General features: G+C 69.6%; 22 protein-coding genes and 1 tRNA gene. 10 read left to right on the plus strand and 13 right to left on the minus strand.

Features of this window, described 5'->3' with window-relative positions; translation table 11 throughout:
* Positions 1-235 precede the first annotated feature (235 nt).
* A tRNA-Gly gene (locus tag CHB64_RS02405) sits at positions 236-310 on the plus strand.
* Positions 311-326: 16 nt separating this feature from the next.
* On the opposite strand, the gene CHB64_RS02410 is transcribed toward CHB64_RS02405, so the two are convergent.
* From CHB64_RS02410 to CHB64_RS02430, 5 genes are all read right to left on the minus strand, one after another.
* Complete coding sequence (locus CHB64_RS02410) at positions 327-767, minus strand: NIPSNAP family protein (protein WP_089410976.1); 441 nt, start codon at positions 765-767, stop codon at positions 327-329.
* A gap of 138 nt (positions 768-905) precedes the next feature.
* Positions 906-1,892, minus strand: a complete 987-nt coding sequence (gene hemC, locus CHB64_RS02415) for a hydroxymethylbilane synthase (RefSeq protein WP_089410977.1) — start codon at positions 1,890-1,892, stop codon at positions 906-908.
* 62 nt (positions 1,893-1,954) lie between these two features.
* Positions 1,955-2,299, minus strand: coding sequence for an arsenate reductase (glutaredoxin) (arsC, locus tag CHB64_RS02420; protein WP_089410978.1), 345 nt, complete (start codon positions 2,297-2,299; stop codon positions 1,955-1,957).
* A gap of 5 nt (positions 2,300-2,304) precedes the next feature.
* The gene (locus CHB64_RS02425; RefSeq protein ID WP_089410979.1) at positions 2,305-2,994 is read right to left on the minus strand and encodes a response regulator transcription factor; all 690 of its coding nucleotides are present in this window, start codon (positions 2,992-2,994) and stop codon (positions 2,305-2,307) included.
* Between the two features lie 129 nt (positions 2,995-3,123).
* Complete coding sequence (locus tag CHB64_RS02430; RefSeq protein ID WP_089410980.1) at positions 3,124-3,804, minus strand: YggS family pyridoxal phosphate-dependent enzyme; 681 nt, start codon at positions 3,802-3,804, stop codon at positions 3,124-3,126.
* Between CHB64_RS02430 and CHB64_RS02435 the strand changes: the two genes are divergently transcribed.
* Positions 3,803-4,450, plus strand: coding sequence for a thiamine phosphate synthase (locus tag CHB64_RS02435; RefSeq protein ID WP_089410981.1), 648 nt, complete (start codon positions 3,803-3,805; stop codon positions 4,448-4,450). The genes CHB64_RS02430 and CHB64_RS02435 overlap by 2 nt on opposite strands.
* Positions 4,451-4,555: 105 nt before the next feature.
* Here CHB64_RS02435 and CHB64_RS02440 read toward each other — a convergent pair whose 3' ends face one another.
* Positions 4,556-5,779, minus strand: a complete 1,224-nt coding sequence (locus CHB64_RS02440; protein WP_089410982.1) for a porin — start codon at positions 5,777-5,779, stop codon at positions 4,556-4,558.
* Positions 5,780-6,313: 534 nt separating this feature from the next.
* On the opposite strand from CHB64_RS02440, the gene CHB64_RS02445 reads away from it, so the two are divergent.
* The 4 genes from CHB64_RS02445 to holA all read left to right on the plus strand — a co-directional run bounded on the left by CHB64_RS02445 (position 6,314) and on the right by holA (position 11,711).
* Positions 6,314-6,787: a DUF3576 domain-containing protein gene (locus tag CHB64_RS02445; RefSeq protein WP_089410983.1), complete on the plus strand. Its 474-nt coding sequence runs from the start codon at positions 6,314-6,316 to the stop codon at positions 6,785-6,787.
* A gap of 146 nt (positions 6,788-6,933) precedes the next feature.
* The gene (gene leuS, locus CHB64_RS02450; protein ID WP_089410984.1) at positions 6,934-9,771 is read left to right on the plus strand and encodes a leucine--tRNA ligase; all 2,838 of its coding nucleotides are present in this window, start codon (positions 6,934-6,936) and stop codon (positions 9,769-9,771) included.
* 219 nt (positions 9,772-9,990) lie between these two features.
* Positions 9,991-10,533, plus strand: coding sequence for a hypothetical protein (locus tag CHB64_RS02455; RefSeq protein WP_159462383.1), 543 nt, complete (start codon positions 9,991-9,993; stop codon positions 10,531-10,533).
* Between the two features lie 122 nt (positions 10,534-10,655).
* A complete protein-coding gene (gene holA / locus CHB64_RS02460; protein WP_089410986.1) occupies positions 10,656-11,711 on the plus strand; it encodes a DNA polymerase III subunit delta in 1,056 nt (351 codons plus the stop codon).
* Between the two features lie 9 nt (positions 11,712-11,720).
* Here holA and CHB64_RS02465 read toward each other — a convergent pair whose 3' ends face one another.
* The 6 genes from CHB64_RS02465 to CHB64_RS02490 all read right to left on the minus strand — a co-directional run bounded on the left by CHB64_RS02465 (position 11,721) and on the right by CHB64_RS02490 (position 18,350).
* Positions 11,721-12,680: a ParB/RepB/Spo0J family partition protein gene (locus tag CHB64_RS02465; protein WP_089410987.1), complete on the minus strand. Its 960-nt coding sequence runs from the start codon at positions 12,678-12,680 to the stop codon at positions 11,721-11,723.
* Between the two features lie 46 nt (positions 12,681-12,726).
* Positions 12,727-13,560, minus strand: a complete 834-nt coding sequence (locus CHB64_RS02470) for a ParA family protein (protein ID WP_089410988.1) — start codon at positions 13,558-13,560, stop codon at positions 12,727-12,729.
* Complete coding sequence (rsmG, locus tag CHB64_RS02475) at positions 13,557-14,318, minus strand: 16S rRNA (guanine(527)-N(7))-methyltransferase RsmG (protein ID WP_089410989.1); 762 nt, start codon at positions 14,316-14,318, stop codon at positions 13,557-13,559. The genes CHB64_RS02470 and rsmG overlap by 4 nt, the downstream gene beginning before the upstream one ends.
* 96 nt (positions 14,319-14,414) lie before the next feature.
* Positions 14,415-16,334, minus strand: coding sequence for a tRNA uridine-5-carboxymethylaminomethyl(34) synthesis enzyme MnmG (gene mnmG / locus CHB64_RS02480; RefSeq protein ID WP_089410990.1), 1,920 nt, complete (start codon positions 16,332-16,334; stop codon positions 14,415-14,417).
* A 230-nt stretch (positions 16,335-16,564) separates the two neighbouring features.
* Positions 16,565-17,908 (minus strand): tRNA uridine-5-carboxymethylaminomethyl(34) synthesis GTPase MnmE, encoded by a 1,344-nt coding sequence (gene mnmE / locus CHB64_RS02485; RefSeq protein ID WP_089411442.1) that lies wholly within the window; start codon positions 17,906-17,908, stop codon positions 16,565-16,567.
* A 187-nt stretch (positions 17,909-18,095) separates the two neighbouring features.
* Positions 18,096-18,350 carry a DUF6489 family protein gene (locus tag CHB64_RS02490; RefSeq protein ID WP_089410991.1) on the minus strand — a complete coding sequence of 85 codons (255 nt, stop codon included), beginning with the start codon at positions 18,348-18,350 and terminating at the stop codon, positions 18,096-18,098.
* Between the two features lie 321 nt (positions 18,351-18,671).
* On the opposite strand from CHB64_RS02490, the gene CHB64_RS02495 reads away from it, so the two are divergent.
* From CHB64_RS02495 to CHB64_RS02510, 4 genes are all read left to right on the plus strand, one after another.
* Positions 18,672-19,640, plus strand: coding sequence for a quinone oxidoreductase family protein (locus CHB64_RS02495; RefSeq protein ID WP_089410992.1), 969 nt, complete (start codon positions 18,672-18,674; stop codon positions 19,638-19,640).
* Positions 19,641-19,759: 119 nt separating this feature from the next.
* Positions 19,760-20,731 carry a glycerophosphodiester phosphodiesterase family protein gene (locus CHB64_RS02500; protein ID WP_159462384.1) on the plus strand — a complete coding sequence of 324 codons (972 nt, stop codon included), beginning with the start codon at positions 19,760-19,762 and terminating at the stop codon, positions 20,729-20,731.
* A gap of 54 nt (positions 20,732-20,785) precedes the next feature.
* Entirely contained in the window at positions 20,786-21,199 is a 414-nt protein-coding gene (locus tag CHB64_RS02505; RefSeq protein ID WP_089410994.1) for a response regulator transcription factor, read from the plus strand.
* 111 nt (positions 21,200-21,310) lie between these two features.
* Complete coding sequence (locus CHB64_RS02510; RefSeq protein WP_089410995.1) at positions 21,311-21,853, plus strand: DUF4199 domain-containing protein; 543 nt, start codon at positions 21,311-21,313, stop codon at positions 21,851-21,853.
* An 8-nt stretch (positions 21,854-21,861) separates the two neighbouring features.
* Here CHB64_RS02510 and CHB64_RS02515 read toward each other — a convergent pair whose 3' ends face one another.
* Complete coding sequence (locus CHB64_RS02515) at positions 21,862-22,479, minus strand: glutathione S-transferase family protein (protein ID WP_089410996.1); 618 nt, start codon at positions 22,477-22,479, stop codon at positions 21,862-21,864.
* Positions 22,480-22,634: the final 155 nt, after the last annotated feature.

The raw sequence follows: 22,634 nt of genomic DNA on the forward strand, positions 1-22,634 counted from the left end.
GGACGGAACGCCTTGGTAGCAGGCGCGGCGGGAGAGGCAATGGCGAGAGAGGCCAGGGATTAGGAATGGTAGAGAAGCGCATGCGGCGTCCCGGGTATGCGCCGGGCCCGGATCGCAGGCCCTCTCGCTCTCGCGGCGGCCCGGCCGCGCCCGATTGACGCTTGCCAAGCCGGCGAGCCTTGTGCATAAACCGAGGCCCGTCGCGGGCGCCTTCAGCGCCCGCGAGCGCCGGAGAGCGGGCGTAGCTCAGGGGTAGAGCACAACCTTGCCAAGGTTGGGGTCGTGAGTTCGAATCTCATCGCCCGCTCCATTTTTTACCGATTTCGTCAGCGCGCGCCTTCAAGCGTCTCTGCGGGGACAGGCGAGTAGTCCGTGAGCCGCAGGACGCGATCCTCGATCGCGCCGACGAGGCGGCCGTAAACGGCGCCGGTCTCGCGCTTGATCGCGGCCCATTCCGCGTCCGCCATGAAGGCCGTCCAGCGCGCGCGCATCGTCTCTTCGTCCGGCCAGGCGAGCAGATAGACGAACTCGGTCCCGTCTTCGCCCTTGGCCTCCCACATGGCGACGATGTCGAAGCCGTGACGCTTCATGATGCGCGCCGCGTGATCGCGGAAGCGCTCGTGAAAAGCCTGCTTGTTCTCCTCGAATATCTCGTAGATGCGAAGCTGATGGACGGGACTGCCTTCGGCGCGCGCCGCGCCGGCGGCGAGAACAGCCGCGGCGGCGAGACCGAAAGCGAGAAAAACTCTGCGTGCGAATGAAAGCATGGGCGTGTCCTTTCGCTGCCGGAAAGGACCCCAGTCAACCGCCGCCGACGCGCGAAAGAAACCGCAAGCGCCGCGCGCCTGCGACGAGCCGCCCTCGCGGCGCGACGAACCGCGCCGGCCTTTTCCGTCGCCGACCGCTCACGCCGGCCGGGAGGCGTCGATGAGCGCGCGCGCGCCTTTCTCGATAAGGGCGAGGCCGACGGCGCGCCCCAGCGCGCGCGGGCGTGCGGCGGGGCCGTCGGCTTCAGCCTCGATCAGCGCCGCGCCGTCCTCGGACAGGACAGCGGCCTTGAGATGAAGCGTTTCGCCTTCAAGGCGCGCGTGCCCTGCAATGGGCGCGTTGCAATGGCCGTTCAGCACCCAGAGGACTTCGCGTTCGGCTTCGATGGCGGCGCGCGTCGGCGCGTCGTCGATCCGCGCCAGCTTTTCGCGCACGGCGAAGGCGTCGGCGCGGCATTCGAGCGCCACGACGCCCTGCCCGATCGCCGGCAGCATGGCCGAATACGGAAAATCATAGGCCGCGCGGTCGGACGCGCCGATGCGGTCAAGCCCGGCCCGCGCCATGACCAGCGCGTCGGCGGGCGGCGTCTCGCCGCCGTCGGGGAGCTTTTGCGGGACGCCTTCGTCGAGCTTTCGCAATCGCGTGTCGGCCGCGCCTCGATAATGGACGACGCGCGCGCCCGGCCACAGCCGGCGCAAGTAAGCCGTCCGGCGCACCGAACCGGCGCCGATGACGAAGCCTTCGCCGCGCCGGGCCAGAAAATCGTCGAGAGCGAGGCCCGGCCGCAGCGCCAGCGCGTCGCCGGGCGCCTCGCGCGGCAAGACCGCGCCGATGACGAGGCCCGGCGCTTCTTCGTCGCCCGGCATGTCCTTCAGCGAATGCATGGCCGCCGCGATGCGCCCGTCGCGCAGGGCCGCCCTGATCTCCTCGACGAAGGCGCCGCCCTTGCCGCCATGGCGCTCGAGCCGCGAGACCTGGTCGCGATCGCCGCGGGTGGACAAGGGCGCGGGCGCCGCGCCGAGGCCCGGAAACGCCGCGTTGAGCCGGTCCGCCGCCGCCCGGGTCTGGGCGAGCGCCATGGTCGAGGCGCGCGTGCCGATGGGGAAGGAAGGCTTCGGGTCCATCGCCGCTTCATCGGCTTTCGCGCCGCCCGCGTAAAGAGGGGCGCGGCGGAAGGGCGCGGACGTTAAAGGATCGCCAGCACGGCCTCCGGCGGGCGGCCGAGCGCGGCGCGATCGCCGTTGAGGACCACGGGCCGCTCGATGAGGATCGGGTTCTCGACCATCGCCTTGACGAGCGCCGCGTCGGACAGGGCGGGGTCGTCGAGGCCGAGCGCCGCATACGCCGCCTCGCCCTTGCGGATGAGATCGCGCGGGCCCTTGCCCATGACGGCGAGGACCTTCTTCAGCGTCGCGGCCGAGGGCGGGTCTTTCAGATAGTCGACGACGCGCGGCGACAGCCCGCGCTCTTGCAGAAGCGCCAGCGTCGCGCGCGATTTCGAACAGCGCGGATTGTGCCAGATCGTCAGCATGTCCTTCAAAGCGCCAGCCGGTAGCCGCCGCCTTCGGTGACGAGAATCGCCGCGTTCGACGGATCGGGCTCTATCTTCTGTCGCAGGCGGTAGACGTGAGTCTCCAGCGTGTGCGTGGTCACGCCGGAATTATACCCCCATACCTCGTCGAGCAGGACGTCGCGGGTGACCGGCTTGCCGCCCGCGCGATAGAGATATTTGAGTATGGAGGTCTCTTTCTCCGTAAGCCGAATTTTCCTGTCGGTCTCGGTGACGAGCATCTTCACCGCGGGCCGGAACTCGTAAGGGCCGATCTTGAAGACCGCGTCCTCGCTCTGCTCGTGGCTGCGCAGATGCGCGCGCACGCGCGCCAGGAGCACCGCGAACTTGAACGGCTTGGTGACGTAATCGTTGGCGCCCGAATTGAGCCCCAGCACCTCGTCGGCGTCGGTGTCGGCGCCGGTCAGGATGATGATCGGCGACTTGAAACCGTTCTTGCGCATGATGCGGCAGGCCTCGCGCCCGTCCATGTCGGGCAGGCCGATATCGAGAAGCACGAGGTCGATATGCGCTTCTTCCCTGACCTTCTCGATGGCGCTTTGCGCGTCGGCGAGCGCCTCGACGGCGAACTCCTCATGCAGATCGAACTGGTCGATCAGCGTGTCGCGCAGAAGCGCGTCGTCGTCGACAAGAAGGATGCGTTTGGCTCTCGTCATATGCGTCCCATGACGGCGGACTGGGGACGGGTCTTATCCCCCATTCCCGTCCTGAGGAAAACAACAGGCCGGTCACGTTGTCGTTAGCATGCGCCGCGGGCATGACGCCCGCAAGCGCGCCGGGCCCCCTCACGCCTGGCGCGGGCCGAAGATCTCCGAGCCGACGCGCGTCTGGGTCGCGCCGAGCTGGGCGGCGATCTCATAGTCCGCGCTCATGCCCATGCTGAGAATCTTGAGGCCGTTGCGCTCGGCGATCTTGGCGAGCAGCGCGAAATGCGGGGCCGGCGGATCGCCCAAAGGCGGGATGCACATCAGCCCCTCGACGACGAGCCCCCACTCCTCGCGGCACTGCGCCAGGAAGGCGTCGGCCTCCTGCGGGGGGACCCCGGCCTTCTGCGGCTCTTCGCCGGTGTTGACCTGGACGAGCAGACGCGGCGCGCGGCCCTGCTTTTCGATCGCCGCGGCGAGGGCTTTGGCGATTTTCGGCCGGTCCACCGTCTCGATGACGTCGAAGAGGACGACGGCCTCCTTCGCCTTGTTCGACTGCAGCGGCCCGATGAGATGGAGTTCGATGTCGGGAAAGCGCGCGCGCAGGGCGGGCCATTTCGCGGCGGCCTCCTGCACGCGGTTTTCGCCGAACCGGCGATGGCCGGCCTCAAGGAGCGGCAGAATGCGGTCGGGGCCGCGTGTCTTCGTCACCGCGACGATGTAGATCGCGTCGCCGTCGCGGCCGGCCTCGGCGGCGGCCTGCTTGAGGCGCGCACGGACCCGCGCGAGATTGGCGACGGGATCGACGGAAAGATCGGCCATGACGGATCCGATGCGGGAAGGCTTGAGAACGCAGGCGGCGACGCTAGCAGCCGCCGCGCGCGCCCTCAACATGAAGGGCGGGCCGGCGGCGGCGCGCGCGCCCTTCGCCCTCGCCTTCCTGTCGGACGCGGCGCGCGGGCCCGACCCGATGCTGGTCGCGCGCGCGCTGCCCGGGGGCGCGGCGCTCGTCCTGCGCGACTATAACGAGCCGCGGCGCGCGGCGCGGGCGCGGGCGCTGGCGTCCGTCTGCGCGGCGCGCGGGTCGCTGTTGCTGGTCGGCGGGGACGCGGCGCTCGCTGCGGCGGTCGGGGCGGCCGGGGTTCATCTGCGCTCGGATCAGCTCGCGCACGCGCCGGCGCGCGCCGGCCTTCTCCTGACCGCGTCGTGCCACAGCGCCGAGGAGCTCGAACGCGCCGCGGCGATCGGCGCGGATCTCGCCTTTCTCGGGCCGGTCTTTCCGACGCGAAGCCATCCGGGCGCGGAAGGCCTGGGCGCCGGCCGGTTCAGGGCGCTGGCCGAGGCCGCGCCGCTGCCCGTGCTCGCCCTCGGCGGCGTCGACGAAACCAACGCGCGGCTCCTCGCCGGCCCCAATGTCGCAGGCTTCGGCGCGATCGGCGCGTTTACCGTGAAGGCGGCAGGCGAATAGAGGGTGGAAAATCTTCCGCCTGCTCCCTGGCGCCCACGGCCGCAAAAAACGAGGCGGGCCCCGAAGGACCCGCCCCGTGCGCGTCATCCCCTCTAAGCGCGGCGCCTAGAACCTGATGGAGCTTTCGATGACGACCGTCGTCGCCTGTTCCGGCCCGCCCTGCTCGACGGGCTTTTTCGATTCGACGAACTGCGCGGCGGCGCCGATGGTGATGCCGCGGCCGATGAAATAGGTCACGCCGGCCTGCGCGGTCTGGGTGTCGCGGAAGAACACCGGATCGACCGGATTGGGGCCGATCACGGTCGCTTCCGACTGGCCGTAGCCGAGCATGAAGCCCCAGTCGCCGCGATCCTCGCCGGTGCGGAAGGTCACGCCCGCGTCGAAGGCGAGATAGCCGTCCTCGTCGAGCGGGGCGGCGAGACCGGCGTTGGTCGACTTCACCGAGCCGCCGACCGTGAAGCCGCGATAGCCGAAATTAAGGCCGACCGAATAGGCCTCGTAATCGCCGAACGCCGGCGACAGGGAGCGCGCGTCTTCGTCCGCCGCGACATAGCTCGCGCCGACGCCGATGATCGGCCCCAGCGGATCGTCGCTGAGCGCCTTCTGGTAATAGAGCGCGCCCTCGACCACGTTCTCCCAGCGGGCGGTCTCGTTGAGCAAAGTGCCGTCGGGCGCGATGATGAACCCGTCCTCCGGCGCGCACAGCCGCTCGCCGCAATTCCTGAGCGAGGGCGCGTAGGACACGCCGAGCCGGATCTGGCCGAGCGCGCCGCCGAACGCGTTCGCCGGCGCCATATAGGTGATCTTCGTGGCGTAGCCGGAGAAATCGTTGACGGTGTGAACGTCGTTGAGACCGGAAAGGTCCGTGCGCCAATCGTTGACGTTGATGGCGCGGAAGATGGTCGGCGAGGTCACCGCGAGCGTACGCGCCACGCCTTCTTCGCGGCCGATGATGAGCGTGCCGAACCCGCCCCGGGCGTAGGCGTAGGCGCCTTCGAGATAGACGTCGCCGGAAAGGGGCGCGACGCCGCGCGGCCCGCCGATGAGCAGGCTCGAATAACGCCCGCCGGCGTAAAGCTGCGCCGGCTGCTGGCCGTCGAGGCGGCCCTTGAGCGCGGCGCCCAGCTCGACCCCGTTGTCGAGGATGGTCGAGCCCTTGACCCGAACGCGCGCGTCGGCGTCGGCCCGCGGCTCGCCGTCGCTGACGCCGGCGACCGCGCTCGCCTCGCCCTCGACCTCGATCTCGATCGGGTCGGCCGCAAAAGCGGCGCCGAGCGCGGCCGCGGCCGCGACGGTCGAGAACAGGAGGGATTTCGAAAGGCGTTTCATCGGGCGGTCAGCGCGTTTTCTGGACGGTTCCTCGTTCGGTCTGCGGCGGCGTTTCTCATCTTATCGTGACGGTACGATGACCATGCGGGCGACCGTTCCGTCCTGTCGATCCGCCTTCCGGCGGGCGGCGATTCCGTTTCGTCTCCTTCGGCCCCAAACGCGAACGCCGGCCGATATCGTTCCGTTAACGCAACCTCTTCCGCCCCACCCGTGCGGCGCGCCGCACGCCCCGAACGAACCCCCGATGCGCGCTCCCCGATGCGCGCCTTCGCCACGCTGACGCGCCGTTCCCCTCGGCCTTGCAGCGATCGGGCCAGCGTCTCGCCGCCCAATCCCGCCGCTTTCGCGGACCGGCGCATGCGCCCGCCGGCGCCGCCCCCACGCGGCGCGCAGCTTGCGCTTTCATCTTAATAGGGGTCGGGCGGCGGCGCGGTCAAGGAACGGCGCGGGGTCCCGGTTGTGTAATCGCCGGTTTGTGGTAGGAAAGCCACGTTTGCGGCGCGGGCCGCTCGCGAGGATGAGGCGGCTGTCGGTATGACGTCGGAAAAGATCCGCTTTTTCAAGGTTGTGTTGCTCGCAAGCGCGGCCGCCGCGCTGGCCGCCTGCGGCGGTTCGGGGAACAAGCGCGCCGCGCGCGACGCGGGCCTGCCGGCCTATGTTTTCGGCGAGAAGGGCGGCCAGGCGACGACGGTGAACCGCTATCTGTGGGCGGCCTCGCTGGAGACCCTCGATTTCCTGCCGATCCGCTCCGCCGATCCGATCGCCGGGCTCATCATCACCGACTGGTATCAGAACCCGGAAGCCCCGGACGAGCAGTTCAAGATCACCGTCTACATTCTCGACACGGCGCTCAGGGCCGACGCGCTGCGGGTGTCGGTGTTCCGCCAGGAGCGCGACGTCGACGGATCGTGGCGCGACGCGGCGATCAATCCCGCCACCAGCCGCGAGATCGAGAACGCCATCCTCACCCGCGCCCGCCAGCTTCGCCTCAACCAGGTCGACGACTAGAGGGCTTAGGGGGTTAGGGATTTAGAGGCTCGCATCCCGACGGTTCGTCTCTCGCGTCCGGATCGCCGGCGCCCGCTCCCGATAGCATTCCGGCGCCAACCCTTATAATCCCTAATCCCTGGTCCCTAATCCCTCATTCTGGAGCCATGAGCCGATACAACCCGAAAGAAGTCGAACCGAAATGGCGCGCGGCGTGGGAGAAGGCCGACGCCTTCCGCACGCGCGACGATCCGAGCCGGCCGAAATACTACGTGCTCGAAATGTTTCCCTATCCGTCGGGGAAGATCCACATCGGGCATGTGCGCAACTACGCCATGGGCGACGTGGTCGCCCGCTACAAGCGCGCGCGCGGCTATAACGTGCTCCACCCGATGGGCTGGGACGCCTTCGGCCTGCCGGCGGAGAACGCGGCCATGCAGACCGGCCGGCATCCGCGCGACTGGACCCTCGCCAACATCGAGGCGATGCGCACGCAGCTCAAGCAGATGGGGCTGTCCATCGACTGGAGCCGCGAGTTCGCCACCTGCGAGCCCGGCTACTACCGCCATCAGCAGAAGCTGTTCCTCGACTTCTGGAAGGCCGGGTTCGTCGAGCGCCGCGAAAGCTACGTCAACTGGGACCCGGTCGACATGACCGTGCTCGCCAACGAGCAGGTCATCGACGGGCGCGGCTGGCGCTCCGGCGCGCCCGTGGAGCGCCGGAAGCTCGCCCAATGGTTCTTCAGGATCACCGACAAGGCCGAGGACCTGCTCGCGGCGCTCGACGACGGGCGCCTCGACGGCTGGCCGGAGAATGTCCGGACCATGCAGCGCAACTGGATCGGCAAGTCGAAGGGCTTGCGGATGACGTTTCCTTTCGCGCCTGAAACGACGGCCCCGGAAGGATTCGACGGCGTCGAAGTCTACACGACCCGGCCCGACACGCTGTTCGGCGCAAGCTTCGTCGCGGTCGCCCCCGATCATCCGCTGGCGGCCCGTTTCGCCGCTTCAGACCCCGCCCTCGCCGACTTCGTCGCCGAATGCCAGCGCACGGGCACGTCCGAAGAGGCCATCGAGAAGGCCGAAAAGAAAGGCAAGGCGCTGCCCGTCCGGGTCGCCCATCCTCTCATGGAGGGCAGGACGCTTCCCGTCTTCGTCGCCAACTTCATCCTGATGGGCTACGGCGCCGGCGCGATTTTCGGCTGCCCGGCGCACGACCAGCGCGACCTCGACTTCGCGCGCAAATACGGCCTTGAGGTCACGCCGGTCGTGCTGCCGCCCGGCGAGGACCCGAAGACCTTCCGCATCGAGACGGAGGCCTATACGGGGCCGGGGACGATCTTCAATTCGGATTTCCTGAACGGGCTTTCCGTCGAGGATGCGATCGAGGCGGCCGTCGCGAAGATCGAGAAGATGGGCCTCGGCGAGGGCGCGACGGTCTGGCGCCTGCGCGACTGGGGCGTGTCGCGCCAGCGCTACTGGGGCTGTCCGATCCCGGCGATCCACTGCGAAAAATGCGGCGTCGTGCCGGTTCCCGAAAAGGATCTGCCGGTGGAGCTGCCGGAGGTCGACGCGAAGGAGTTCGAAACGCCCGGCAATCCGCTGGAGCGCGCCGCGGACTGGCTGAACGTTCCGTGTCCCGACTGCGGCGGGCCCGCGCGGCGCGAGACCGACACCATGGACACCTTCGTCGATTCGGCCTGGTACTTCGCGCGCTTCGCCGCGGCGCGCGAGGACGCGCCGGTCGACAAGGCGAAGGCCGATTACTGGCTGCCCGTCGATCAGTATATCGGCGGCGTCGAGCACGCGATTTTGCACCTGCTCTACGCGCGCTGGTTCACGCGCGCGATGAAGGAGACGGGGCATCTGTCGAAGGTCGAGGAGCCCTTCGCCCGGCTGTTCACCCAGGGCATGGTGACGCATGCGGCGTATAAGGATCTGCATGGGCAATGGGTTGCGCAAGAAGATGTACGAGAGCCAACCCCTGACGAGAAGGCGAGGTTTGAGAGGGAAATTGTTCCGCTGTGGAAAGCAGGACGGTACGTCGATTTTCCAGGCCTCTTTCAACTTCCTGCGGAAAACGAAGAATTACGCGCCACGCTGAAAACGAAGTTCGGCGTTGATGGATTCATTGGGGCCGCTAGCGGGCCTTTTCATGCAGAGCCTGAGAATTGGTTGTGCACGGAAGTAAACAGAGTGATTGGCCAACTCCCCTCTGGAGTAATTCCGGTTGCCGTTTTTCCCAACGAGAAGATGTCCAAGTCGAAGAAGAACGTGGTCTCGCCGGAATCCATCGCCGAGACCTACGGGGCCGACGCGGCGCGCTGGTTCATGCTCTCCGACTCTCCGCCCGAGCGCGACGTCGAGTGGACCGACGCCGGCGTCGCCGGCGCGTGGCGTCTGGTCAACCGCATCTGGGACATCGTCGAGCCGGCCGCCGGCGCGCTGAAAGCCCACGACTTCTCGAAGCCGCCGCAGACGGACGATTCCATCGAGCTGCGCCGGCTCACGCATCGCGCCATCGCCGGGGTGACCGAGGACATCGAGCATTTCCGCTTCAACAAGGCCATCGCGCGCATCTATGAGTTCCTCAACGGCCTCAAGAAGGCGCCGCCCGCAAAGCGCGCGGACGGCGCGCCCGCGAACGGCCCGCGCGCGGAGGCCTACGCCCAGGCCGAGGCGCTGTCGGTTCTGGCGCGGCTCATCGCGCCGTTCACGCCGCATCTCGCCGAGGAGTGCTGGGCGCATCTCGGCGGCGAGGGTTTCGTCTGCGACGCGCCCTGGCCCGAAGCCGACCCGGCGCTTCTCGCGCAGGAGACCGTCGCCCTCGGCGTGCAGGTCAACGGCAAGCGCCGCGCCGAGATCGTCGTTCCGGCGGACGCCGACAGGCAGGCGGTGGAGGCCGCCGCCCTCGCCGACGAGGCGGTGCGCCGGCATGTGGAAGGCAAGACCGTGCGCAAGATCGTCGTCGTCCCCGGCCGGGTGGTGAACATCGTCGCCAATTGAGGCCTGACGTCGTCCCGGATGCAGCGCAGCATGAAATGCTGCGCCGCTGGTCCGGGACCGCTGTCCGCCCGCTCCCGAGCCCGGCCGAACCCGATCCCGGGGCTGCATCGCATCGCTGCGCGCTGCAATGCGCCCGGGATGACGATTGGATCTTCGCGCCATGCCCTATCGCCGGCGGCGCGAACCGCGCTAAAAGGAAGCCTCGCCGAAGAGACCGTCATGCGCGCCAGACTCGCCCTTCTCGCCCTCGTCCTTCTCGCCGCGCCGGCGCTGTCGGGCTGCGGCTTCACCCCGCTCTACGCCGTCGCCGACACGGGCGGGGAAGGCGTTTTGCGCCGGGCGAAGCTCGCCTCGATCGCGGCCGGCGACGCGGTCGAGCCCGTGCTCGCCCGCGCTTTCGAAGCGCGCACCGCACTCGACGACGCGCAGGCGGAATACGAGCTGCGCGTCGCCGCGCGCGAGAAGGCCGAGCGCCTCGCCGTGCAGATCGACGCCTCGGTCACGCGCTACAACTATCTTCTGGAGGCGGACTACACGCTGACCCGTTACGCCGACGGCAAGACGGTCCGGGGGCGGGCGAAGTCCGTCGCCTCGTTCAACATCGTCGCCTCGCAATATTCGACCCTGTTCGCCGAAAAGGCCGCGCGCGAGAAGGCCGCCCGCGCCCTCGTCGAGGACATCGAGCGCTCCATCCTGATGCGCCTGGCCCAGGAGGCCGAAGCGGAGAAGGCCGCCAGGGCCGCCGCCGCGGCGACGCGCTAGACTTTCGCGATGACGACGGCCCGTTTCGGTTTTCGTCCGCTTCCGTCCTATATGAGCGCTCTTCCGATTCAACCGGCTCCCCCTCCCGCCCCGCCCGTGCAAGAGGGGAAAGGAAGCCGCCGGTGACCGCGCTCAAGGGACGGCAGATCGAGGCCTTCATGAAGCGGCGCGATCCGTCCGTGTCCGCCGTTCTCGTCTACGGGCCCGACGCCGGCCTGGTGCGCGAGCGCGCCGAGGCTCTCGCCCGCGCCGTCGTTCCCGACCTGCAGGACCCGTTCAACGCCGTCGCGCTGTCGGAGGGCGACCTCAAGGCCGAGCCGGCGCGGCTCGCCGACGAGGCCGCCGCGCTGTCCTTCGCCGGCGGCGAGCGCGTCGTGCGCCTGCGCGCCGGCGGCGAGGCGAGCGCGAAGGCGGCGAAGATCCTGCTCGACGGGCTCGAGGCGGGCCATCTGAAGGCGAACGCGCTCGTCATCGTCGAAGCCGGCGACCTGCCTCCCGCCTCGGCGCTGCGCAAAATGTTCGAGAAAGCAAGGCGCGCCGCCGCCCTGCCCTGCTATGTCGACGGGCCTGCGGACGTGCGCGCGCTCGCCGTCGATGCGGCGCGGGCGGAGGATTTGCGCTTCGACGAGGATGCGCTCGAACTCGTCGTCGCGTTGCTCGGCGAGGACCGGGGCGCTTCGCGCGCCGAGCTTGAAAAGCTCGTCCTCTACAAGGGGCCGAAAGCGCTTCGCTCCGGGCCCGGAACGATAACGCTTGAAGACGTGCGCGCGGTGCTGGCGGACGGGGTCGGCGACGCCCTCGACGAGGCGGCGGCCGCCGCCGCAGACGGCCAGGCGGCGGCGCTGTCGCGGGCGCTCTACCGGTCGGCCTCGGCGGGCGCGAACCCGATCACGCTTCTGCGCGCGCTCGGGCGGGCCTTCTCCCGCCTTCGCGCCGCGCAGGCGCTGATCGCCGACGGCCTTTCCGCCGACATGGCGATGAAGCGCCTGCGCCCGCCGGTCTTTTTCATGGAGCAGCGCGCCTTCGCCGCGCGCCTGCGACGCTGGCCGCAAGCCAAGCTCGACGAAGCGCTCGATCTTCTGCTCGAAGCCGAGCTCGCCGCCAAGAGCGCCGGCGCGCCGCAGCGCGAGATCGCCGAGCGCGCCGCCTTCCGCCTCGCGATGATGGCGGGACGATGAGTCGGTCGATCACGCTCCCGCGCCCATGAGGCGGCGGCAGATTTCGTCGAGCTGGTCGAGGTCGAGATAGCGCAGGCTCACTGTTCCCGAGCCTTTCGCCGAGTGCTCGATGGAGACTTCGAGGCCGAGCGCGGCGGCGAGATCGGCCTCAAGCGCGCGGGTGTCGGCGTCCTTCTTTCCGCTTACGGAACGTCCCTGTGCGGATTTTCCGTTGTCGGATGAATGATCATCCCTTCCGCGGGACGCCGGCGCGCTGCGCCGTTCGGCCTCGATCGCCTGAAGTTCGGCCACGAAGCGCTCGGTCTCGCGCACGCTGAGGCCCTCGCGGCGCACCGCGGCCGCGGCGAGATCCGGGTTCGGCGCGGCGAGGATCGCGCGCGCATGGCCCATCGTGATGTCGCCGCGCGCGAGCAGGTCGAGCGACAGCTCCGGCAGGTCGAGCAGGCGCATCATGTTGGCGACGTGGCTGCGCGACTTGCCGACCGCCTTGGCGATCGCCTCCTGCGTGCGGCCGTGGACCTCGGCGAGGCGGCGATAGGCGCGCGCCTCCTCCACCGGGTTGAGATCGACGCGCTGCACGTTCTCGATGAGCGCGATCTCGGCGGCCTCCTCGTCCGTCAGCTCCCGGATGACGACGGGAACGTCGTGGATCTTCGCCTTCTGCGCCGCGCGCCAGCGCCGCTCGCCGGCGACGATCTCGTATTCGTCCGGGCCCTTCGGGCGCACGAGGATCGGCTGGAGAAGCCCGCGCGCGCGGATCGACTCGGCGAGTTCCTCGATCGCGTCCTCGTTGAAATGCCGGCGCGGCTGGTCGGGATTGGGCCTGAGGAACGCGACCGGCAGCGTGCTCTTGCCCCGCGCCGCGGCGGGCGGGGCCTCTGCGCGCGCCGGCGCTTCGGCCTCGCGCGACGGCGCGTCGGCGAGCAGCGCGTCGAGCCCGCGCCCCAATCCTTTCTTCAGCGCCGCCATGGGCCGCCTCCTTCCGCCGCGCGCGCGGGCTTGTCCGGCCGCCTCGTCACGCCGCCTCCTTGCGCGCGCGCTCGCGCTGGATGACCTCGCTCGCCAGCGCCACATAGGCCTGGCTGCCGGCGCATTTGAGATCGTAGAGCAGCGCCGGCTTGCCGTGGCTCGGCGCCTCGGAAATGCGCACGTTGCGGGGGATGACCGTGCGGTAGACCTTGTCCTTGAGATGAGCGCGCACGTCGGCCTCCACCTGGTTCGACAGGTTGTTGCGCCGGTCGTGCATGGTCAGCACCACGCCCTGCAGCTCGAGCCGGGGGTTGATCCGCGCCCGGACGGTCTCGATGGTGCGCATGATCTGCGACAGCCCTTCGAGGGCGAAGAACTCGCATTGCAGCGGGATGAGCACCGCGTCCGCCGCCGCCAGCGCGTTGAGGGTGAGCAGCGACAGCGAGGGCGGGCAGTCTATGACGACATAGGAGGCCGCGTCTTCGAGCTGCGCGTAGTCGGCAAGGGCGTCGGCGAGGCGATGATGGCGGCGCTCGGCGTCGATCAGCTCGACCTCGGCGCCGGCGAGATCGACGCCGGCCGGCGCGAGCGAAAGGCCGGGAATGCCGGCGTCGGCCACGGCCGCCTCCAGCCGGTACTCGCCCATCAGCACCTCGTAAGTGGTGATCCGGCGCGCGGCCGCGGGCAGCCCCAGCCCCGTCGAGGCGTTGCCCTGCGGGTCGAGATCGACGAGCAGCACGCGCTCGCCCACCGCGGCGAGCGCGGTCGCCAGATTGATCGCGGTCGTCGTCTTGCCGACGCCGCCCTTCTGGTTGGCGATCGCCAGGATTCGCGGGGCCGTTCGCGGGGTCGGTGTGCTGGAGCGCGGCGAATCGGTCACGGGCGGGCTCTTCGGGGGGCGACGGCGCGGATCGCGAGAACGGTAGAACCGGGATTCGTGACGCTCGCCGTCCGCGTCGCTTCCATATGCCAAGATTTAGCGGCTTCGGTCAATTCATCCTCAACATCTTGTCCTTTTAAAAAAAGGCACAGAGTCGATTTTCCCGCGATTTCATGGGCGTAGCCGAGGAGCTTATCAAGCCGCGCGAGGGCTCGGGCCGTGATCACGTCCGGCGGGGAAATGGTAATATTTTCAATGCGTTGCGGTATGACCGCCACATTGTCGAGGCCCATCGCCGCGGTCGCTTCGCGCAGAAATGCGGCCTTTTTGCCGGTCGATTCGACGAGGGCGACCCGAAGTCCCCGCTCCGCCCCCATCGCGGCGAGCACGAGGCCGGGAAAGCCCGCCCCCGAGCCGAGATCGACGAGCGTGCGCGCCGTCTCGGGGATCAGCGGGAAAAGCTGCGCGGAATCGAGGAAATGCCGCCGCCAGCGGTCCGGCAGGGTCGAGCGCGCCACGAGATTATGCCGTCCGGCCCGGTCGAGAAGGATCGCGTCATAGGCCTTCAGGCGGTCCAGCGTTTCACGTGAAACATTCGCCGCCGCGGCGAATTCTTCGGGCGCAAGGGGCGCTCCGTCCGGCGCCGCCCTGGCGGCTTCTCCGGTCGCGGCGAGATCCTGAGGCAGACGCCGCGTCCGCGCCCGGCGGACCGTTTCACGTGAAACGCCGAAGCGGGACTCGCGGCGGGCGTCGCTCATGGGCGGCCTCCGCGCAGAGGGCGGGCGACGTCTGGGCTTTTCAGCGATCGTCCCCGCCGGGGAGGGGTCCCGCCGCGCGCCGTCATGCGCGCGGTCTCAGCCGGCCGCGCGGGCGCCATGTTTCCTGACCCAGGCGAGCAGCAGGGCGAGCGCCGCCGGCGTAACGCCCTCGATCCGCCCGGCCTGGCCGAGCGTCGCGGGCCGGGCCGCGGCCAGCTTCTGGCGGACCTCGTGCGACAGTCCCGGTATCGCGTCATAGGGCAGATCCGCCGGCAGGCGCAGGGACTCGTCCTTGCGGAAGGCGAGGATGTCGGCCTCCTGCCGGTCGAGATAGCCGGCGTACAGCGCCTCGATCTCAAGCTGCTCGACGATGGGACGCGGCAGCGCGTCGAGCCGCGGCCAGATGGAAGCGAGCCGCGCCGCGTCGACGCCCGGCAGGGCGAGCAGGTCGATCACCGAGCGCCGGCGGCCGTCGCGATTGAGCGCGAGCCCGTGGCGCGCGGCCTCGTTGGGCGTCAGGGTCGTCGCCCGCGCCCAGTTTCGGGCCTCTTCGAGCGCCGACTGTTTCACGTGAAACGCCCGCGCCCGCTCGGACCCGACGAGCCCGGCCGCGATCCCCCGCGGCGTGAGGCGCTGGTCGGCGTTGTCGGCGCGCAGGGTGAGCCGGTACTCGGCCCGGCTCGTGAACATGCGATAGGGCTCCGTAACTCCTTTGGTCACGAGGTCGTCGATCAGGACCCCGATATAGCCCTCGGCCCGGTCGATCAGCAGGGGCGCCCCGCCGCCGGCGCGCTTCGCCGCATTGGCCCCGGCGATCAGCCCCTGGGCGGCGGCCTCCTCATAGCCCGTGGTGCCGTTGATCTGCCCGGCGAGGAAAAGCCCCGGCAGCCGCTTGACCTCGAGCGTCGGGTACAGCGCGCGGGGGTCCACATAGTCGTATTCGATGGCGTAGCCGTAGCGGATGACCCGCGCCTTTTCGAGGCCGGGAATGGTGGCGAGGAACGCCGCCTGCACCTCCTCCGGCAGCGATGTCGAGATCCCGTTGGGATAGACCGTCGGGTCGTCGAGACCCTCGGGTTCGAGAAAGATCTGATGGCGCTCCTTCTCGGCGAAGCGCACCACCTTGTCCTCGATGGAGGGGCAATAGCGCGGGCCCCGGCCCGAGATCGCGCCGCCATAGACCGCCGATTTGCCGAGATTCGCCTCGATGATCCGGTGGGTTTCCTGCGACGTCCAGGTGATCCCGCATTCGATCTGCGGGACCGCGATCGTCTCCGTCAGGAAGGAGAACGGGACCGGCTCGGCGTCGGCGGGCTGCATCTCCAGCCCCGCCCAGTCGATGGTCCGCCCGTCGAGGCGCGCCGGCGTGCCGGTCTTGAGCCGGCCCATCGTGAGGCCGAGGCCGTACAGCCGGTCGGCGAGGCCGATCGCCGGGGCCTCGACGCCGCCCGCCCTGGCCCGGCCCGCCGGAATGCGCTTGTCGCCGATATGGATGACGCCCTTGAGGAAGGTGCCCGTGGTCAGCACCGTCGCCCCGGCGCGGAACTCGGTCCCGTCGGCGGTCGCGATCCCGACGACGCGCCATGTTTCACGTGAAACACCGACGGGCGCGGCGCCCTTCGGCGTTTCACGTGAAACAATCAGATCCTCGACCGCGCATTCCAGCACGTCGAGATTGGGAACCGCGGCGATCGCCGCCTGCATGTGCTTCCTGTAGAGGGCGCGGTCGGCCTGCGCGCGGGGCCCGCGCACCGCCGGGCCCTTCGAGCGGTTCAGCATCCGGAACTGGATTCCCGCCTGGTCGATCACCCGGCCCATGAGGCCGTCGAGGGCGTCGATCTCGCGCACCAGATGGCCCTTGCCGAGCCCGCCGATGGCCGGATTGCACGACATCTCGCCGATGGTGGCGCGGGCGTGGGTGGCGAGCAGCGTCTTCGCCCCCAGGCGCGCGGCCGCGGCGGCCGCCTCGCAGCCCGCATGGCCTCCGCCGATGACGATGACGTCGTAGGTTTTCACGCTCGCTTCGCGCCCTTTCGCGCTTTCGGTTCGGGCCGGCTCCTATAGGCGAAGCGGGCCCGCGATCCAAGACGCCCCGAGGATATGGGCGCCCCGAAGGGCGGGGATAAGTTTCGCGATCACAAATTGTTTCGGATTATGACTGGAGGCCGGCGCTTAGCAGCCATATAATAATGTTAACGAATAAATTCTATTACTATACACTAGCTGCTAATCAGTAACAGACAACATTACTTTCCAATACAGAAGCTCGAAAATATCTCATCCAGCACGTCTTCGACGTCGACCGCGCCGGTGATGCGCCCGAGCGCGCGGGCGGCCAGGCGCGCGTCTTCCGCGGCGAGCTCCGGCGCCGCGTCGATCCGTCCGCGCGCGCGGGCGAGCGCGTCGAGCGCCTCTGCGACGGCGCGCGCATGGCGCAGGCGCGTCAGACCCGTCTCGTGGACGGGGCGGAAGCGCGCGCGCGCCGCATCGGTCAGGATACGGATGAACTCGCCGATCCCCTCCCCGGTCTTCGCCGACAGCGCGAAGGCCTGAACGCCTTCGGGCGGCTCGCGCGCCGGCGCCGGGGCGAGATCGGTCTTGTTCCAGACCAGAAAGTCGCCCGGCCGCAGCAGCCCCGCCGCGTCCGCCGCCCCCGCCGCCCCCGCCGCCGCGTCGGCGACGAGGATGCGGATGTCGGCGTTCTCGGCCCGCGCGAGCGCCCGGCGCATGCCTTCGGCCTCGATCTCGTCCTCGGTCATGGCTCTGAGGCCCGCCGTGTCGGCGAGCAGGGCCGGCAGCCCGCCGAGATCGAGGCGGACCTCGATCACGTCCCGCGTCGTGCCCGGCGTCGGCGAGACGATCGCCGCGTCCGAGCCGGCCAGGCGATTGAGAAGGCTCGACTTGCCGGCGTTCGGCGCGCCGAGGATCGCGATCGCGACGCCCGAGCGGATCGCGCGCAGGCGGGCCGCGTCGGCCTGGTATGACCGCAGCTCCGCCATGAGGGCGTCGATCGCCGGCCCGGCGCGCGCGGCGACCGCGGCCGGCACGTCCTCCTCGTCGGGGAAGTCGATGTCGGCCTCGAGCGGCGCGAGAATGGCGATCAGGCGCGCCCGCCAGCCCTCGGCGAGCGCCGAGAGCCGGCCGCCGAGCTGACCCAATGCCTGGCGTCTCTGCTCGCTCGTTTCGGCGTCGATAAGATCGGCGAGGGCCTCGGCCTGGGCGAGATCGAGCCGCCCGTTCTCGAGCGCCCGGCGCGCGAACTCGCCGGCCTCGGCGGGCCGCGCCCCGAGCGCGGCGAGCGCCTCGTAGAGGGCGGCCTCGACGGCGCGGCTTCCATGCAGATGGAGCTCGACGACGTCCTCCCCGGTGAAGCTCGCCGGGCCCCGGAAGGCGAGCGCGAGGCCCGTATCGACGATCTCCCCGTCGGGCGCCCGCAGCGTGCGCAGCGCGGCCCGGCGCGGCGGCGGCAGGGTCCCGCACAGCCGCTCGCCGATCGCAAAGGCTTCGGGCCCCGACAGGCGGAAGACCGCGACGCCTGCGCGCCCCGCCCCCGAGGCCCGGGCGAAGATGGTGTCGGCCCTTTGGGTCATTGCGTTTCGCCGGCCTCCGACGCCCTGAACCTGCAGGCGCGATCCGCCCCGTCGCGAATGCCCGTCGCGAATGAAGGCGAGGATCAGAATGTCGTCATTCCCTTCAGCGGTGTAAACGATCCCATGGCGGCCGTAACGACGGCTTCGCAACGGCGCGAAGCCCGCGGACGCCGCGGCGGCGTCCGCCTCACTTCCTTTTCGCGCCGCCGGACGCGCCGCCCATGGTCGCCGCCATGAGGTTCTGGAACTGCTCGAAGCCCTTGCCGCTCATCGCCGCCATCTGGGCGAAGAAGCGCTCGGGATCGGCGAGGGTGTCGAGATTCTCCTTCGCGCGGCGCGTCATCTCGTCGACGATCATCTTGTTGAGCGGCTCGACGTTGGGCATGCCGAAAAAGGCGCGGGCCTCTTCGGGCGTGCAGTCGATGTCGATGGTCAGGCGCATGATCGGTCCTCCATTTCCGGCCGGTTTAGACCACGGACGGGGAAACGGGAGCAATGGGCGCGAGGGATTGGGGGTCGGGGATTGGGGATTAGGAAGAAGGTGTGTCATCCCGGGCGCGCCGCGGCGCGCAAGCGATGCGGCGCAGACCCGGGATCGCGCGCGGCTGGCGCAGGAGTCCGCCGAACCCGGTCCCGGATCAGCAGCGCAGCATGAAATGCTGCGCCGCATCCGGGACGACGCATGCCTCTAACCCCTAACCCCCAACCCCCAATCTCTCGCCGCCCCCTTGCCTCCCGGCGGCGCCTGTCGCCTACTGGCGCCATGAAAGCGATCGTCCTGAAGGAGCATGGCGGGCCGGACCGGCTCGTCCTCGAAGAGCGCCGCGAGCGGGCGCCCGGCCCCGGCGAGCTTCTCGTCGAGAACGCCGCCGCCGGCGTCAATTTCATCGACATCTATCAGCGCACGGGCCTTTACCCCGTGGCCCTGCCGGCGGTTCCCGGCATGGAGGGCGCAGGCGTCGTGCGCGCCGTCGACGGCGCGACCGGCTTCGCGCCCGGCGACCGGGTCGCCTATCTCAGCCATGGCGGGGGCGCCTACGCCGCGCGCGCGACCGTCCCGGCGGCGGCGGCCGCGAAAATCCCCGACGGCGTCGACGACGAGACCGCCGCGGCGGTCTTCCTCAAGGGCCTGACGGCGCAGATGCTCGCCCGCCAGGTCTGCCCGCTGAAGGCGGGCGACCGGGCGCTCGTCTACGCCGCGGCGGGCGGGGTGGGCACGCTGCTTTGTCAGTGGGCGGCCCATCTCGGCGCGGAGGTGATCGCCGTCGTCGGCGCGCCGGAAAAGGCCCCGATCGCGGCGCGCGCCGGCGCGGCGCACGTTATAGTCCGTACCGAGACGGATTCGATCGCCGCGCGCGTGCGCGAGCTCACGGCCGGGCGCGGCGTCGAGGTCGTCTACGACTCCGTGGGCGCGGCGACCTTCGAAGCCTCGCTCGATTCGCTCGCCATGCGCGGGATGATGGTCTCCTACGGCAACGCCTCGGGACCGGTCCCGCCGGTTGCGCCCTTGGAGCTGTCGCGCCGCGGCTCGCTGTTTCTGACCCGCCCGACGCTGTTTCACTACGCGACGCCGGAGCGCTTTTCGGCCATGGCCGAAGAGCTGTTCGATCTTCTCCTTAAGGGCGTGCTCAGGCCCGCCCCGCCGACCGTCTTTCCGCTCGAACAGGCCGGCGAGGCCCATCGGCTGCTCGAAAGCGGCAAGTCGACGGGCGCGATCGTGCTGAAGCCGTGAGGGCGGCGGTCTTCGCCTGCGCGATTATCTCCATGTAATTGCTAACATATTTTACTTCATATCGATGGCAATCGTATAGGAGTTCTCGGTTGCGCCAAGCCGCCGCGATGAAAGCCCGCATGAGAAACCTTCGTGTGATCGCCCTCCTCCTCCTCGCCGCCTGCGCGCCCGCGGGAACGGAGCAACCTTCCGCCCCGGCGCCCGGCGCGGCGCGGTCCGAAGCCGGCGCCGGCTGGCGGCTCGACCCGCAGGGCGACGTCAACGCCTTCCTCGATTGTCTGGAGGCGGAGGGAATCGCCCTCGTCTCGGCCCATCGCGCGGGACCTGCGCCGGGCCTTCCCGAAAACGCGCTCGAGACGGCCGCGGCCCTGCTCGCCGAGGTCCCCGCCCTCGTCGAGATCGACGTCGCGGCGTCCGCCGACGGCGTTCTCTATCTCATGCATGACGAGACGCTGGACAGAACGACGACCGGCGAAGGGCCGGTCGACGCGCTCGCTTGGGCGGCGATCGAGCGCCTGCGCCTGAAAGACGACGACGGCGCGCCGACGCCGCGCCGCCCGACGCGGTTCGACGAAATGCTCGCCTGGGCGAAGGACCGCACGATCCTCAAGATCGACTTCAAGCGCTCGGCCCGCTATGAAGACGTCATCGCCGAGATCAGACGTCAGGGCGCGGAGGATCGCGTCGTCCTCATCGCCTACACGACGGCGCAGGCCGAGCGCCTGCACGCCCTCGCGCCGGAAATGATGATCTCGCTGTCGCTTGATACGGTCTCCGCCCTCAACCGCGCCGTCGCCGCCGGCGTGCCGGATGAGCGCCTTCTCGCCTTCACCGGGCTCGATGCGCCGCGCCCGCGTCTCAACGACGCGCTCGACGCGCGCGACGTGGAAACGATCTTCGGCGCGCTCGGCCGGCCCGACCGGTCGATCGACGGCGCGATCGCGGCTTCGGGCGACGAGGCCCGCTACGCCGAGATCGCCGCCGCCGGCGTCGACATCATCGCCACCGACCGCCCGCGCCAGGCGCACGCCGCGCTCGCCGCAGCCGGGCGCGGGGCCCGCGACGGGGTCTGCGGAATCGCGCGGCGCTGAGCGCCCGCGCGCCGGCGTTGCCCGACGGGCGGTTTCGCGCAAGACTTGCGCCTCATGGTCCGCGCCGCTCTTCTCTACGGTTTCGCCCTCGCCGCAGCCGCGAGCCTGCTGCAGTGGCTTGAGTACAAATATCTGGCGCGCGTCTATTCGACCGAGATCTATATCGTCGTCATCGCCGCGCTGTTCGCCGCGCTCGGCGCGTGGGCCGGCGCGCGGCTGACGGCGCGGGCCGCGCCGGCGGGCTTCGAGCGCAACGAGGCGGCGCTGCGCAGTCTCGGCGTGACGGCGCGAGAATACGAGGTGCTGGCGCTTCTCGCCGAGGGCCGCTCCAACAAGGAGATTGCGCGCGCCCTCGCGGTGTCGCCGAACACGGTGAAAACCCACGTCGCGCGCCTTTTCGAAAAGCTCGACGTCGCCCGCCGCGTCGAGGCGGCCCGCAAGGCGCGCGCGCTCTCGCTCGTTCCCTGAGCCCCGTAAAAACAGGCGAACGCGCCGAAATCACCCATTCGGGCGATGGCGGAGCGGGGCGCCGGCGCGCATGGTGATCCGACCCGAACGCGGCAGGAGAGAGGAAACGCCATGTCAAAATACGCACTCGCCTATGGCGGCGCGGCCGGCGCGGTCGTCATCGCGGTCATCATCGTCGGGATCGCCCTGTCCGGGGGAGACGCCGGCCACGCAGGTTCGGCGTGGCTCGGCTATCTCATCATGCTGGTCGCGCTGACGCTGGTTTTCGTCGGCGTGAAACGCTATCGCGACCGCGAGAAGGGCGGCGTCATCCGTTTCCTCCCCGCGCTCGGGGTCGGGCTTTCCATCGCGGCCGTCGCCGGCGTCGTCTATGTCGCCCTGTGGGAGGCCTATCTCGCCTTCACCGACTACGGCTTCATCCGCGCCTACGCCGACGCGGCGCTGGAGGCGAAGAAGGCCAAGGGCCTCGACGCCGCCGCGCTGGAAGCCGAGGCGGCCAGGATGGAGGTCCTGGTGCGCCGATACGCAAACCCGCTGTTCCGGCTTCCGATGACCTTCATGGAGATTTTCCCCGTGGGCGCGCTGATCGCCCTCGTCTCCGCCGCCATCCTGCGGAATCCGAGGGCGTTCCCGGCGACGCGGCGCGCCTCCTGAGTCCGCCCTCAGGCCGCCGAGGCTTTCTTCCAGGCCGGCCGGGCGGCGAGGCGGGCGAAATATTCCTGCGTGCGCGGGCCGAGAATGTTCTGCGCCTCGCCGCTGATCTTCACCAGGTAAAGCGCATAGCCGAGCGAGATGTCGGCGAGCGAGAATTCGTCCCCCAGAATGAACTGCTTTCCCTCAAGGCTCTGCTCGATGAAGGCGCAGCAGTTCTTCGTCTCCGCGATCGCCCATTGCTTCATCGGTTCGAGGCGCTGCTCGGGCGGCAGAAGGCGCGTCTGCGCGATCAGCATGGTGACATAGGGGCCGACGCCCGCCTCGCCGAAATGCAGCCATTGCAGAAACTGTCCGTAGTCGGAATCGGTCGGCCGGCGCGCGAGCTTTCCTTCCGCATATTTCTCGGCGAGATAATGGATCACCGCAACCGACTCGATGAGCCGCTCCTCGCCGTCGAAAAACACCGGAACCTTGCCCACGGGGCTCAGCGCGCGCCATTCGGGCGACCTGAACCAGGCGCGGTCGAAAGGCACGGGCTCGATCTCATAGTCGAGGCCGAGCTCTTCGAGCGCCCAGTAGACGCGGATCGAGCGGGTGCGCGGACAGTGATAGAGCTTGAGCGTCATGGCGGTCTCCTATGGGCGGTCTTCCCGGGGGCCTCTCCCGCGCGAGCGGGCGTTTTGGCGCGAGAGAGTGCCGCCGCGGCCCGGCGCGCGCAACCGGTTTCGCGCTCACGTTCCGTCGAGACGGAATGTCCGGCGCGCAGTCGGCGCTGCGTTTC

This window comes from Amphiplicatus metriothermophilus (assembly GCF_900199215.1).
Classification (GTDB): Bacteria; Pseudomonadota; Alphaproteobacteria; order Caulobacterales; family Parvularculaceae; genus Amphiplicatus; species Amphiplicatus metriothermophilus.

Excerpts from the sequence above, each read along its gene's own strand:
- CHB64_RS02410 (WP_089410976.1), bottom strand. The coding sequence starts at position 767 with ATGCTTTCATTCGCACGCAGAGTTTTTCTCGCTTTCGGTCTCGCCGCC.
- hemC (WP_089410977.1), bottom strand. The coding sequence starts at position 1,892 with ATGGACCCGAAGCCTTCCTTCCCCATCGGCACGCGCGCCTCGACCATG.
- arsC (WP_089410978.1), bottom strand. The coding sequence starts at position 2,299 with ATGCTGACGATCTGGCACAATCCGCGCTGTTCGAAATCGCGCGCGACG.
- CHB64_RS02425 (WP_089410979.1), bottom strand. The coding sequence starts at position 2,994 with ATGACGAGAGCCAAACGCATCCTTCTTGTCGACGACGACGCGCTTCTG.
- CHB64_RS02435 (WP_089410981.1), top strand. The coding sequence starts at position 3,803 with ATGACGGATCCGATGCGGGAAGGCTTGAGAACGCAGGCGGCGACGCTA.
- CHB64_RS02430 (WP_089410980.1), bottom strand. The coding sequence starts at position 3,804 with ATGGCCGATCTTTCCGTCGATCCCGTCGCCAATCTCGCGCGGGTCCGT.
- CHB64_RS02440 (WP_089410982.1), bottom strand. The coding sequence starts at position 5,779 with ATGAAACGCCTTTCGAAATCCCTCCTGTTCTCGACCGTCGCGGCCGCG.
- CHB64_RS02445 (WP_089410983.1), top strand. The coding sequence starts at position 6,314 with ATGACGTCGGAAAAGATCCGCTTTTTCAAGGTTGTGTTGCTCGCAAGC.
- leuS (WP_089410984.1), top strand. The coding sequence starts at position 6,934 with ATGAGCCGATACAACCCGAAAGAAGTCGAACCGAAATGGCGCGCGGCG.
- CHB64_RS02455 (WP_159462383.1), top strand. The coding sequence starts at position 9,991 with ATGCGCGCCAGACTCGCCCTTCTCGCCCTCGTCCTTCTCGCCGCGCCG.
- CHB64_RS02465 (WP_089410987.1), bottom strand. The coding sequence starts at position 12,680 with ATGGCGGCGCTGAAGAAAGGATTGGGGCGCGGGCTCGACGCGCTGCTC.
- rsmG (WP_089410989.1), bottom strand. The coding sequence starts at position 14,318 with ATGAGCGACGCCCGCCGCGAGTCCCGCTTCGGCGTTTCACGTGAAACG.
- mnmE (WP_089411442.1), bottom strand. The coding sequence starts at position 17,908 with ATGACCCAAAGGGCCGACACCATCTTCGCCCGGGCCTCGGGGGCGGGG.
- CHB64_RS02490 (WP_089410991.1), bottom strand. The coding sequence starts at position 18,350 with ATGCGCCTGACCATCGACATCGACTGCACGCCCGAAGAGGCCCGCGCC.
- CHB64_RS02495 (WP_089410992.1), top strand. The coding sequence starts at position 18,672 with ATGAAAGCGATCGTCCTGAAGGAGCATGGCGGGCCGGACCGGCTCGTC.
- CHB64_RS02500 (WP_159462384.1), top strand. The coding sequence starts at position 19,760 with ATGAGAAACCTTCGTGTGATCGCCCTCCTCCTCCTCGCCGCCTGCGCG.
- CHB64_RS02505 (WP_089410994.1), top strand. The coding sequence starts at position 20,786 with ATGGTCCGCGCCGCTCTTCTCTACGGTTTCGCCCTCGCCGCAGCCGCG.
- CHB64_RS02510 (WP_089410995.1), top strand. The coding sequence starts at position 21,311 with ATGTCAAAATACGCACTCGCCTATGGCGGCGCGGCCGGCGCGGTCGTC.
- CHB64_RS02515 (WP_089410996.1), bottom strand. The coding sequence starts at position 22,479 with ATGACGCTCAAGCTCTATCACTGTCCGCGCACCCGCTCGATCCGCGTC.